Source organism: Sediminibacillus sp. JSM 1682029, from assembly GCF_041366435.1.
Lineage (GTDB): Bacteria > Bacillota > Bacilli > Bacillales > Amphibacillaceae > Sediminibacillus > Sediminibacillus terrae.
Window position 1 is genome coordinate 68,751 of the sequence record NZ_JBEWYY010000004.1, and the last position, 13,209, is coordinate 81,959.

12 protein-coding genes are annotated in these 13,209 nt (G+C 44.6%); all 12 read left to right on the plus strand.

What is annotated here, in order from left to right:
- Window positions 1-2 precede the first annotated feature (2 nt).
- The 12 genes from ABVF09_RS08510 to ABVF09_RS08565 all read left to right on the plus strand — a co-directional run bounded on the left by ABVF09_RS08510 (window position 3) and on the right by ABVF09_RS08565 (window position 13,207).
- Window positions 3-1,184, plus strand: coding sequence for a dihydrodipicolinate synthase family protein (locus ABVF09_RS08510; RefSeq protein ID WP_371068991.1), 1,182 nt, complete (start codon window positions 3-5; stop codon window positions 1,182-1,184).
- The gene (locus tag ABVF09_RS08515; protein WP_371068992.1) at window positions 1,181-2,002 is read left to right on the plus strand and encodes a sugar phosphate isomerase/epimerase family protein; all 822 of its coding nucleotides are present in this window, start codon (window positions 1,181-1,183) and stop codon (window positions 2,000-2,002) included. Before ABVF09_RS08510 ends, ABVF09_RS08515 begins: the two co-directional genes overlap by 4 nt.
- Before the next feature lie 698 nt (window positions 2,003-2,700).
- On the plus strand, window positions 2,701-3,450 hold the full coding sequence (locus tag ABVF09_RS08520) for an ABC transporter ATP-binding protein (protein ID WP_051382228.1): 750 nt from the start codon (window positions 2,701-2,703) through the stop codon (window positions 3,448-3,450).
- Complete coding sequence (locus ABVF09_RS08525) at window positions 3,450-5,093, plus strand: hypothetical protein (protein WP_371068993.1); 1,644 nt, start codon at window positions 3,450-3,452, stop codon at window positions 5,091-5,093. Before ABVF09_RS08520 ends, ABVF09_RS08525 begins: the two co-directional genes overlap by 1 nt.
- A gap of 192 nt (window positions 5,094-5,285) precedes the next feature.
- On the plus strand, window positions 5,286-5,726 hold the full coding sequence (locus tag ABVF09_RS08530; RefSeq protein ID WP_371068994.1) for an N-acetyltransferase: 441 nt from the start codon (window positions 5,286-5,288) through the stop codon (window positions 5,724-5,726).
- Between the two features lie 598 nt (window positions 5,727-6,324).
- Window positions 6,325-6,801 carry a CarD family transcriptional regulator gene (locus tag ABVF09_RS08535; RefSeq protein ID WP_153462898.1) on the plus strand — a complete coding sequence of 159 codons (477 nt, stop codon included), beginning with the start codon at window positions 6,325-6,327 and terminating at the stop codon, window positions 6,799-6,801.
- Window positions 6,802-7,222: 421 nt separating this feature from the next.
- Window positions 7,223-9,325 (plus strand): BglG family transcription antiterminator, encoded by a 2,103-nt coding sequence (locus ABVF09_RS08540; protein ID WP_371068995.1) that lies wholly within the window; start codon window positions 7,223-7,225, stop codon window positions 9,323-9,325.
- An 11-nt stretch (window positions 9,326-9,336) separates the two neighbouring features.
- Complete coding sequence (locus tag ABVF09_RS08545; protein ID WP_026572038.1) at window positions 9,337-9,783, plus strand: PTS sugar transporter subunit IIA; 447 nt, start codon at window positions 9,337-9,339, stop codon at window positions 9,781-9,783.
- The gene (locus ABVF09_RS08550; protein WP_026572039.1) at window positions 9,783-10,055 is read left to right on the plus strand and encodes a PTS sugar transporter subunit IIB; all 273 of its coding nucleotides are present in this window, start codon (window positions 9,783-9,785) and stop codon (window positions 10,053-10,055) included. The genes ABVF09_RS08545 and ABVF09_RS08550 overlap by 1 nt, the downstream gene beginning before the upstream one ends.
- A 44-nt stretch (window positions 10,056-10,099) precedes the next feature.
- Window positions 10,100-11,395: a PTS ascorbate transporter subunit IIC gene (locus ABVF09_RS08555; protein WP_371068996.1), complete on the plus strand. Its 1,296-nt coding sequence runs from the start codon at window positions 10,100-10,102 to the stop codon at window positions 11,393-11,395.
- Window positions 11,396-11,461: 66 nt separating this feature from the next.
- Entirely contained in the window at window positions 11,462-12,454 is a 993-nt protein-coding gene (locus tag ABVF09_RS08560; protein ID WP_371068997.1) for a phosphotriesterase family protein, read from the plus strand.
- A gap of 15 nt (window positions 12,455-12,469) precedes the next feature.
- Complete coding sequence (locus ABVF09_RS08565; RefSeq protein WP_026572042.1) at window positions 12,470-13,207, plus strand: creatininase family protein; 738 nt, start codon at window positions 12,470-12,472, stop codon at window positions 13,205-13,207.
- Window positions 13,208-13,209 lie beyond the last annotated feature (2 nt).

Sequence of the window (13,209 nt, forward strand, 5' to 3'; positions counted from 1 at the left end):
AAATGAGCATTGAATTGATTTTACCTGCTAAAGACCGAAAGCTCTACACCTACCAAATGAAGGGTTATTCCCCGTTTTCCGTTCCGTCGGGAAACAGCTTTTCCAGTCGGACGGCTTTTTCCGCTGCCCATGTTGTTGCCGATCCGTTGGCAGATGCTGAACCAGTTTTCGATGCCAGTGTCGATTGGAATGCGACGCTTGCATACCGACATCACTTATGGTCACTCGGATTGGCCGTAGCAGAAGCAATGGATACCGCCCAACGCGGCATGGGATTGAATTGGGATAATGCCAAACAATTGATCCGTCGATCGGCGAAAGAAGCGAAAGCGGTCGGCGGCAGAATCGCCAGTGGAGCAGGGACCGATCAACTCGCACCACGCCTGTCTGTAACATTGGACGAGGTGGAAAACGCCTATCTGGAACAATGTGCATTTATCGAAGGGGAAGGAAGCCAGATCATTCTGATGGCCAGCAGGGCTCTAGCTGCTTGTGCCGCAGGACCGGATGATTATAGGCACGTTTACAACCGTCTCCTTGAAAATGTTTCCGAGCCGGTGATTTTGCACTGGCTTGGCGATATGTTCGATCCGGCACTACAAGGATACTGGGGACATGAATCCATTGACGAAGCGATGGATGTCTGCTTGGCGATTATCCAGGATAATGAAAGCAAAGTGGATGGGATAAAAGTTTCCTTGCTGGATGCTGAGCGGGAAATCAAAATGCGCCGGCTCCTTCCGGACAGTGTGCGGATGTACACCGGCGATGATTTCCATTACCCGGATTTGATAAAGGGGGACGGGCAAGGATACAGCCATGCATTGCTCGGCATCTTTGATGCGATCGCTCCTGCAGCAGCAGCAGCTTTACACGCCCTGGATGAAGGGGATGAAGTTACTTATGATGCGATATTTGAAAAAACGGTACCGCTTGCCCGGCATATTTTTCAAAAACCGACGTTTTCTTATAAAACCGGTGTGGTTTTCATGGCGTATTTGAATGGGCATCAAACGCATTTCCGACTGCTTGGCGGAAAAGAAAGTGCCCGGTCGATTACGCATCTGGCCGATTTATTTATCTTGGCCGATCAGGCGGGATTATTGGAAAGCCCGGAGCTTGCCGCATTTAGGATGAAGCTTATGCTGGAACAGGCAGGAATCGCCCAGGGGGGAAGAGGATGACACAAGCTGCATGGTTAAACAGGCTGAGTTTGAACCAAATTACAACGGGAAAATGGAGCTTGGAAGAAGTCGCCCGTGGCTGTGCAGAAGCGGAAATCGGACATATTGCTTTGTGGCGGCACAAAGTGGAAGAAACAGGCTTGCAGGCAAGCAGGAACTTGATTCGCAATGCTGGCTTGCATGTGTCGAGTCTCTGCCGTGGCGGCATGTTTCCTGCATCGACTGCAACGGAAAGAGAGCGGCGTCTCGATGATAACCGTCGGGCTGTGGAGCAAGCTGCCGAGCTCGGGACGGATACACTTGTGCTCGTGTGCGGACCGGGACCTGACCGCGATATTGCTACGGCCAGAAGGCATGTGGAAGAAGGGATCGTTAAGCTGGTTCCGTTTGCCCGATCCTATGGGATAAAGCTGGGTATTGAACCATTGCATCCCATGTACGCGGCAGATCGATCGGTCATTTCGACTCTGAATCAGGCGAATACAATCGCCGAGCAGTTCCGGCCTGACGAGGTAGGTGTGATTGTCGATGTCTTTCACGTCTGGTGGGATCCCGAACTTTATCAACAGATAGATCGCGCGTCTGGTCGTATTTTCGGTTTTCACGTTTCTGACTGGGCCGTGCCCATGCCTGACATGTTCAAAGGTAGGAGGATGATGGGCGAAGGAGTGATTGAAATCAACCGGATCCGCCATGCAGTCGAAGCGGCCGGCTACCATGGACCGATCGAAGTGGAAATCATCAACCAGGCCATTTGGGATCGCCCAGGTGAAGAAGTGCTGGAAGAAACAAAAGCGAGCTTTGTGAAACATGTTTGATAGGAGAAGCTGTTAGCTGGGATATAATTTATAAAGATTTTTACCTCCTTTCCAGAGCAAGAGACGGCAATATTACAAACAGGCGGGACTGGAGCAGAAGCAAAGCGACCACAACAAAAACCGAACGATTCGTTCGGTTTTTATATTTTCAATAACCTCCGAATTAACTCAGGAAAAAGTAAATTATTCTAACTTTCTCTTAGTAGTAGTGCAAGCCATATGGAAACCGGGAGTGCTACTTTATTTGTACTGTCGGCTTTTGCTTACTTCAATTGCTGAATAAGAAAGGAACTCCCCCTTCTGTTTTTTCTTATTCGTCAAAAAAAGTCTGTCACCGCTGTTTATATTACTTTGTAAATAGCCTCCCAGCCAATAGAAGAGAATATTATATTCATGCTGTCTTGATCACTGGAATTCAGAACATGAAAATCTTGCCGCAGCGATACGAAGCCCGCATCTAACACCAAGGCCAAAAGCCCTTACTATTCTTTTAATGTTGGCTCTTTCCTGCTTTCTGTCCTTCTATGGTTTGGTTTTTATTAAGTGCAGTCATGGCAAGATACTTACACTTTTTCTCTTGAAAATCACTACCTCACAGAAAGGAAAATTATGTTAAGGTAAGAGTACATACTAATGAAGAAGGTGATGAAAAGGTGGTAAATCAGGATGAAAAAATCCTTTCCCTGAATAATTTATCGATGAGTTACGGTGGGGATCCGGTACTCAAATGGATCGATTTGGACGTGTATCCTGGCCAAATCATCGGATACATAGGACCGAATGGTGCGGGGAAAAGCACCACAGTGAAAATCATGCTCGGACTTTTGGACGGCTATAACGGAACGGTGGAAGTTTTCGGACAGGACATCGCAAATGGAGATCCTTCCTATAAGCGGAAGATCGGTTATGTCCCGGAGAACGCCGAGATTTATGACAACTTGACTGCCTGCGAATACCTTACATTCACGGGCGAAATGTATGGGATGGATGCCGACGAAGCGGAACGAAAAGCCTTGCTTCTGCTAGACAAATTTGAGATGCGCGGTGTATTCCACACGAAAATCTCGTCTTTTTCCAAGGGGATGAGACAAAAAGTACTGATCATCTCCAGTTTACTGCATGACCCTGATTTGCTGTTCCTCGACGAACCGCTTAGCGGGTTGGATGCAAACAGCGTCATGATTATCAAAGAAATCCTTGCCCAGCTTGCTGCAGAAGGGAAAACGATCTTTTATTCGTCTCATATCATGGAAGTCGTGGAAAAAATCAGCAGCCGGATCGTTCTGTTGGCAGACGGCAAAATCGTTGCCGATGGGACCTTTGCTGAATTGCAGGCAAAAAATGAGGAAGGGACATTGGAAGAAATCTTCAACCAACTGACAGGCTTTAACGAACACCGTGAAATTGCTGAATCGTTTGTGTCGATCGTCCGGGAAGGTGGAAGCTGATGAAAAATTTCTTTTCCTTGCGGATGCTGGATTATTTCCGGCGTTTGTTTGCCATGCTGGGTGTTGATTATCCGGTAATGCGGCGGATTTTGCAGGTGAAACTGACGATGGACCAGCGGCGTGTTCCGACAATCTTTGAACAGTCGAAAACCAAGGAAGGCAATCAATTCATCAAATCGCTCGGCCTTTACGCTTTTTATGGATTGATCCTCATACCGTTCATTGTATTTGGTGATTACTATCTGTTTCAGATGAGTCTCGTTTTCTCCATGATGATGTTTATTCTCATGACAACGATGATCGCCGATTTCTCTGCAGTCCTGCTTGATGTAAGAGACAAAAACATTCTCAATACAAAACCTGTCAACCAGCGGACAGTAAGTATGGCCAAGGTGGTTCACGTCTGCATCTATATGACCCAGGTGACCGGTGCCTTTGCCGTAGTCCCGCTGCTTGTCGGTTTGTTTGTCAACGGAGTTCTGTTTACTGTTATATTTTTAATTGAAATTTTGTTGACTGGCATGCTGATTGTTGTGTTGACGGCACTCATTTACATATTTATTTTGCGATTTTTCGATGGGGAACGCCTGAAAGATGTCATCAATTATGTGCAGATCCTGCTTTCGGTCGGTATCGTAGCGGGTTACCAGGTGTTGGTGCGGGTATTCGATTTTTCCGGTTTGAACATCGAGTTTACCTTTCAATGGTGGCATCTACTGCTTCCGCCGATTTGGTATAGTGCGCCATTCGAATGGATATTGAACGGCAATCCTGCGGGCTACATTGTTGCCTATTCCATCCTGTCCGTCGTGGTGCCGATTGTGGCCATTATTATCTACAGCAGACTCGTCCCGTCATTTGAACAAAATTTGCAAAAGCTGCTGCAATATAGTGGGGACAACAAGCGAAGGGCGCACCGAGTCGATCGCTTCTTTGCTAAAATCGTTTGTAAGAGCAAGGAAGAGCGGACATTCTATCGTTTTTCAGCGCTGATGATGAAGCAGGAGCGAGAGTTTAAGTTGAAAGTTTATCCTTCGCTTGGATTTGCTTTTGTGTTTCCGTTTATTTTTTTGTTCAACGAAATAAGCAGGAATGGGTTCGGCGGGTTGCCGGGAAGCAAGTATTTCCTGACCATTTATTTTGGAAACATCATGATTCCCGCTGTCGTTCACATGCTCAAGTTTTCCAGCAATTATAAGGGGGCATGGATCTTCAGGGCAACACCGATGCGTGATGAATCCATTTTCTACCGGGCGGCTTTAAAAGCTTTTTTGACCAAACTTTATTTACCGCTCATGCTCGTCCTTAGTGTTTTCTTTTTGTCCATGTTTTCGTTCCGGATTGTACCGGATTTGCTTGTGATTTTAGTGACAGGCGTACTGCATGCCTTGTTATCTTATAAACTATTAAACAATCAGACATATCCTTTTTCCCGGTCCTTTGAATTTGCTTCCGATATGGACACCGCCAAAAATATCATTTTAATGATCATCGTCGGCCTGTTTGGAGGGATTCATTACCTGGCCACCCTGTTGCCTTACGGAGTGCTTGGTTATCTGGTACTAGTAATTATTGCCGCTATGATCAGTTGGAAACATGTTTTCTCTATAAAAGAAAAGAAGGCGCAGGCTGGCCAGAGTTGAGGAATATTGGATAAGGGGTTTAAAGACGGATGATTTAACTATCTCTTTTGCCCATAAACGCAGTCCCTGTCACTTGGATGATCTACAAAACAGAGAGGGCGTATCGGGGGATCAGTATTGATTGTTAGATAACATCAAAATTGGGCTGTTCAATTGGATAAAAAGCAGTGAAACATTTCTGGGGGTGGCAAGGTGAATATTAGACCAAACGAGAATACAGAGGTCGATAGATTAGTAGAGATATGGTATAAAGGTTCTTTAATAGCACACGATTTTATTGATAAGAATTATTGGACCTCACAGCAAAGGGAGATGGCAGAAAAGTATATCCCGATGTCTGAAACCTATGTTGTAAGTAACGAGAAAGCTGTTGTCGGTTTCGTATCCATGATGGATAATTATTTAGCTGCGTTATTTATCGATGTCAAGCATCAGGGTGAGGGATATGGAAAGGGATTATTGGATTTTATAAAAACGAAAAGGGAAAATATACAATTGAAGGTGTACAAGAAAAATAAAAAAGCCGTTGATTTCTATTTAAAAAATGGCTTTGTAATAAAAGAAGAAACAGTAGATGAACAGACTTCTGAGGAAGAATTTTTGATGGAATGGGAAAAGAGTAAGGGTCGTTGAGAGTGCGGTTATTTATACAAACAAACGATTTTCATAATCGGGCGTTATCCTTTAATAAGGGATGGCGCTTTATTTTTGTATAGAAAATGACAAATTTAACTGTCTGTGGAAAAATATTGGCAGAAACAGCCACGGCCAGCTCCAGCGCCTATCCTCTCGGGTCTTAATTCCACCCTCTGTGTTGTAAAAGCAAACGTTCAATCCTATGAAAAATGCAACTTTCCACTCCGGCAAGGTACTTCGCTTTCCGCGGGCACTGCTTCAGCTAACTTGGCAAAGGATACCGCTTTGTCATGTGGATCTTCAGTCTGCGCTCTTCCCGCTGGAGTCTGCATACCTTGCCTCCGTTAGATGGAGATACCTTCTCTTTGGGTGTGTTTTTCGTTATTGTCATTACGGATAGAAAGCGAAGCCCGCATGGAAACCAGGAGTACTTCTTTATCCTTTTTATGCGATAGTCCAATTTCCAAATAATAAAGGACCCCCATGGTCAAAGAAGAGGAAAGAAAAAAGTAGTTGACTATAAAAAATAAATTATGATATCATGGAAATTTTGATAAAAAACATATATGTGTTAAACTGAAGAAGGTTACCATATATGGAGGTGGACGATTTGTTTGAAATTGGCGATAGCATTGTTTATCCAATGCATGGAGCAGGTATAATTAAAGCCATAGAAGAAAAGGAAATCTTAGGGAAAAAACAACAATATTACGTCATAAAAATGTTAATCAGTAATATGCAAGTCATGATTCCTACGGGTAAAATATTGAGTTCGAGTATACGGCCGGTTACTGACATAATTGCATTAAAACACATCATACACATTTTTCAGTATGGAGAATCGGAAAAATTATTACCCTGGAAACAAAGGTATAAAGTCAACACAGACAAAATAAAAACAGGCAACATACAAGAAGGTGCGGAAGTTGTACGTGATTTATTGCGTATAAAGAAAGAGAAGGCACTTAATACAAGTGAGAAAAAAATGCTGGATAACGCACATGGATTTTTAATTAGTGAACTGAGATTAATTAAAGGGATCACGGAAAATCAAATAAAGAGTTTTTGTTAAGGTTACAGATAAGTAATCTTTTAACACTCCCGAAAACGTCCTGGATTTTTTGGGAGCATGATTATTTGAAATGAATCATTTCAAAGACATACTTCGTCAACCCACTTTTAGAGCATGAACTCCTTGTTATTTCATCAATCCAATCCATTTTTATTAGTTGAATTTCTTTTTGCGAACGTTTGAAGTTTCATCAAATAACCCGATAAGATAGTCATGTATTTTGTTTTTGGTAAAAAGAAGATCTCTGTGACAATAGTGCCACAATGTATGGCTCGCCACTCGGCGAGTTTTTTTGGGTTGGGAATTTGAACCATTTGTTTTTGCACAAAAGTCTGTGAATGATTTGGTCTTTTGATTCCGGCGGGCTTGGCATATAGTTAAATTAAGGCCGATAAAAAGTTTTGCCCAAGGGGGGAAAACAATGAGTTTGGATAAGCGCAGTACTGCCATGTTAACTCAAATTGTTCATAGTGAGCTATATATTCCTGTCGAAAAACTAGCCGAGCAATTTAATGTTTCTAGAAGGACGGTCTATAACGACCTGGATAAGATCAACTTTTGGCTGAAGGAAAACAGGATAAGTGAAATACAGCAAGTCAGAGCAGCAGGGTTATACTTGGAAAAGCAGGCGAAACAGGAAATCAGGAGCAGGCTGCTCGTGTTCCCGGTTTATTATTACGAACTGTCCCCTGAAGAAAGAAAAGCATGGCTGGTCACTTACTTTCTGGCCAGTGCAAAGCATCTATTCCTGAAAGATTTGATAGCAATTACCAGGGTTAGCAGGAACACAGTCCTGGAGGATTTGAAAGGTTTGCGGGAAGAACTCGCCAGCTATCGATTGGAGCTTACTTCCCGGAGAAAACTTGGATATCAGGTTGTCGGCAAGGAGACAGACATCAGGAGAGCGCTGGTCAACTATATAGCCATGATCAAACCGCAACACGGCTGGTACTCTTTGATTCATGAGCAGGCTTTTGAAGCGGATAAAGAAGAGGACAGCAACTATGTGATTTTCAACCAATCTGAATTAAAAAGGATTTATCGCGAATTGAGCCGCTGTGAGCAGCGTTTGGGCATTCAGTTTACGGATGATGTCCTCAACATTCTTGTCATTCGTTTTTACTTGTTTTTGCAGCGAGTCAAGCAAAAGCAGTATGCAGATATTGATCCGGTTGAACAGAATGTCATTGAACAAACTGGAGAATTTAACGCAGCAAAAGATTTTATCACCGAAGTGGAAAGTAGATGGCAGGAAGAAATACCGGCAACAGAAGGGTATTACCTTGCCAAGCATTTATTGGGTTCCAAAGTGAATTATCATCCAAGCTTCGAGGATGAAAACGGGGAAATTATCGGATTGCGGGAAGTAGTCAAACAGATGATTGAAGATTTTCAGTTGGTTGCAGTGGTTTCTTTTACAGATCGGGCAGGAATGGAAACCAACTTGCTTTTACACTTAAAACCAGCATACTACCGAATCAAGTATGGCATTGATATGGGAGAGTTGCCCTATGACTCTGTGGAAGACAATTTCCCGGAAATCTATCAATTGACCAAAAAAGTGGTCCATCATTTTGAGCGTTTTGTCGGGAAAAAAATCAACCAAAGCGAGATAGCCTATATTGCAATCCATTTTAGTGGATGGCTGCATAAAGAAGGACTGTCCATCCAGACACGCCGAAAAATGCTGATTGTTTGTACTAATGGACTCGGTACTTCCCGTTTACTGAAGAGCCAGCTCGAAGGATTGTTTTCTGAAGTCGTTATCACCGGGATTGCTTCTTTGCGTGAGTATCGCGAGATGGAACTAGCGGTCGATTTCATCGTCTCGACGGTTCCTTTGCCGGATCGGGGAATTCCCGTTTGTTTAGTCAATCCGTTGCTTGATAACCATGACAAGGAAAAACTGTTGAAGCAGGTAAATGCGTTGTTCACAGAAAATAATGGTTATCAACCATACTCGGTCGATACTCTTATGGACATTGTGAGACGTTATGCAGATGTGAAGGAAGAAGGAGAGCTACAGCAGGAATTGAGAAAGTATCTTTACCATCCCGCAGTGACATCAGAAGCCAGATTGAAGCCTGCATTGAAAGAGTTAGTGAACGAGGACAACATTCTGTTTGCAGCTGACGCGGGTAGCTGGCAGGAAGCGGTAGAGCTGGCAGCCAGACCTCTTTTGGAAAAAGGATGCATCACGGAAGATTATATCGAATCGATGGTCGACAATATCGAGGAGCAAGGTCCGTATGTCGTGATTTCTCCCTTGGTTGCGATGCCGCATGGTCGTGCGGAAGATGGTGTGAATCAATTGGGAATCAGCTTGTTGCATTTGCAGGAACCAGTAGAAATGCTGGGCAAAAAAGTCAGAATCTTCATGGTTTTGGCTCCGGAAAATAACGAAAAGCACTTAAAAGCTTTGGCTCAGCTAACCAAAATGTTTTCCCATGACAAACGTGCAATACTGGATGCAAAAAACAAGGAGCAAATCTGCAAAATCATTACAACCTATTCATCAAGATAAGGAGTTTGATCATGAAGTTTTTAGAAGAGGGATTAGTCAAAGTCGGAGCAAAAGCTGCTGATGCGGAGGATGCCATCAAACAGGCGGGCGTTTTACTGGCAGACGCGGAGGCGGTGGAGGATGTGTATATCGAGGCGATGGTACAGTCTTTTCAAGACAATGGACCATATTTCGTCCTCGCGCCACACATAGCCATTCCCCATGCAAGACCGGAGGACGGGGTGAAGGAAGCATCTGTTTCCCTGTTGCAATTGAAGGATCCTGTCACGTTCGGGCATTCATCCAATGACCCTGTCCAATTGATTTTCGGACTTGGGGCTTCATCAAGTGAAGAACATGTTGATTTATTAAAGAAGCTGACGATGCTTCTCAACAAGGAAGAAAACGTTAATCAGTTGAGAACGGCAGCAAGTTACCGCGATATTAAAACAATCATTGAAACGGGGGAAAGCAAATGATTAAAGTACTATCGGTTTGTGGACTAGGACAGGGAACCAGTTTGATTTTGAAGATGAATGTGGAGCAGGCACTCAGCGAGAAAGGAATCCGGGCTGATGTCGAGCATACCGATGTATCTTCGGCATCAAGCATGAGTGCCGATTATATTATCACAAGCAACGAACTGGCAGAAGGATTGGAGGGACATAGCGCCAAGGTGATCATCGTCAACAACTATTTTGATATGGATGAGATCAACCAGGCGATTGACGAACATATAGCCAAGGCATAAAGATTGTCGAAACAATATAGAAAGCAGACGAAGGGGGAAACAAAGTGGAAGTCATTTATTGGATAGCCGACAATGTCTTTGGAACACCTGCGATTTTATTAGGTTTTATCGTACTGGTCGGTTTACTGTTGCAGGATAAGACCGCAAGTCAGCGAGTCAGTGGTACATTTAAAGCAATCATCGGTTTTTTGATCATCAGTGCTGGTTCGGACATCATTGTCAGCGCCCTGACGGTATTTGAACCATTATGGAAAGAGGTTTTCAATCTATCGGAGCAGCCACTTGGCGAATTTATGGGCCAGAATGCCTTTAACGCCGAATATGGAAGCGCAGTCACGCTGGCCATGACGATTGGTTTTTTGATCAACGTTTTGCTGGCCAGGTTTACAAAATTAAAATACATTTATTTAACCGGTCATATGATGTTTTGGACGACGACCATTTTTGCCGGGATTGTCGTGCATGCAGTCGGGGATGTTTCCTTTGGTAAACTGGTTATTTTCCTTGCTGTCATCATGGGGATTTATTGGACGGTACAGCCTGCTTTGACACAGCCATTCATGAGAAAAATCACGGGGAACGACAACATCGCTCTGGGTCATACGTCAGCGTCTGTTGCTTTGCTTGGAGCACTGGCAGGAAAGGTGCTCGGTAACAAAGACAATGATTCGGAAAAAATCAAACTTCCAAAAGGGTTGGAATTCCTTCGCGATTCTAACGTCATCACAGCCTTGACCATGGGTCTGCTGTTCCTGGTCGGTGCGGTCATTATTTCCTTTAAAGACACGCCGGGCGCAGAAGAGCTTGTGGCAAGTGCGGGCAGTCAAAATTTCGTCATCTATGCGATCATCCAGTCGTTTACATTCACTGCCGGTATCGCAGTTGTTTTAATGGGGGTCCGTATGTTTATCGGGGAAATGGTTCCAGCCTTCAAAGGGATTGCGACAAGAATTGTGCCGGGGGCCAAACCTGCACTGGACAGTCCGGTCGTCTTCCCCTATGCGCCGAACGCCGTAATTCTCGGATTCTTAGGTTCATTCGTCGGCGCTTTGCTATGGTTGTTCATACTTGGAAACACAGTGGGGTATATTTTTGTCCCTACCATGATTGTCTTGTTTTTCCATTCAGCGACAGCAGGTGTGTTTGGTAATGTCACTGGTGGTGTACGCGGTGCGTTGATTGCCGGATTCATCACCTCCACGGTCGTTGCCTGGGGACAATATATCACGGTGAAAATGCTTTTGGCAGATACGATACCGGATACAGCCATGTGGGCTGCCGATTCTGACATGTTCATCCTCGGCCCGATCATCCGGTTTCTTGCGCAATTACTGTTCTAATGAAAATACAAAGGAGGAAAAGGGCAGCAGTTTTGCCCTTTTTCCACTTACTCTGGAGGGGATAAAATGAGTTTTGTACGCACCTTCGCGGGGGATGTTTCCCCTGACAAATTGGGTTTCACCTATTCACATGAGCACATTGTCTGCCGTCCGCCTTATTGGGTGGAACAGGGGGCTGATGATCTTTTGTTGGACGACAAGGAAAAATCGCAATTAGATGTGCTGGATTTTAAAAGGCGCGGCGGCCGAACGATTGTCGATGCCACCGCTGTGGATTATGGCAGGGACGTGGCCGCCGTTCAGCAAATATCCGAAGAGACCGGGATCACCATCATCGGAACAGCCGGTTTTAACAAAAGCTTTTTGTGGGATGCGCCGATGCGGGACAACGTAAAAAAAATTGTCGGTGACTACGAAACATATCACCAATGGATTGAAGATAAAACGGCCAACCAGCTTGCAGATTTCGTCATTCAGGAAGTAGAACAAGGGTTGGAAGGAACAAAGTGGAGAGGCGGGCAGGTGAAGTTTGGAACGGGTTATAACCGGATCACTCCATTAGAGGAAAAAACGCTGCGGGCGGTTGCGAGGGCACATCATGAAACGAAAGCCCCGATTCATACGCATACAGAAGCCGGCACGATGGTACTGGAACAAATCGAGCTGCTAAAGGAAGAAGGGATCAACCTGGAGCATGTCAGTTTCGGGCATATGGATCGAAATCCGGATCCTTTCTATCACGAACAAGTGGCGAAAACTGGCGCTTTTCTTTCGTTTGATGGTATTTCCAAAATTAAGTATGCACCAGAAAGCACCCGGATTCACTGTATTTTGGAGCTGGTGCGCAAAGGCTATGAGGACCAAATTTTAGTCAGTGGAGACACTGCCAGAAAGTCTTATTATAAACACTATGATTACGGACTCGGGCTGGAAAACATCATTGCCAAGTGGGTTCCCCGCTTCAAAGCAGAGGCAGACAGTCTCGGGTTTGACGGGGAGAAACTGATAACTAAATTTTTCGTGGAAAATCCGGCCCGGTGTTTTACTTTCAAAAAATAGAGAAGGGGTGCTGTTGTGAAGTTTCAATATCAAAACTCCTATAATATTAAAGAAGAAATCCAGCGTTCCAAAGTCGCAATTCTTCCTGTGGGAGCAGTGGAAGCACACGGTCCGCATTTGCCCCTCGGTACAGATAACTTCCTGGCTGAACGGTTGTCGGACAAGCTTGCTGAAATGGTCGATGGTTTGGTATTGCCGACGTTGCCCTACGGACAGGTATGGAGCTTGCGGCATTTTCCTGGAAGCATCACCGTCAGCAATCGTTCCCTGATCAGTTATATTGTCGATATCGGCGAGAGTCTTTATCGCCAGGGTATCGAAGTATTCGCCATGGTGAACGGGCATTTGGGCAATGGAACAGCTTTGAAGGAAGCTGCGCGTGAATTGTATGAAACATGTCCGAAAATGAAAGTGCTGTATTTATTTTATCCTGGCATGAATAAGGCGGCAGAAGAAGTGAGGGAAACGCCATCTACCCATGCCACCTATTTTCATGCCTGTGAAATAGAGACTTCCTATATGCTGTATCTTGCGCCGGAGTTGGTGGAAATGGAGAAGGCGATCAATGATATTCCTGATATTCCATTGAGTGCGGATGTCACACCTACCCCTTGGGAGGAATTCACGGAAACCGCTGTTTTAGGGGACGCCACCCTGGCGACAGAGGATAAGGGCATTTATATAATTGATATTGCATTAAAAAACATGGTTCAATTAATAGAAGCCGCTAAACAAGAGACAGAACAAAACTAGGA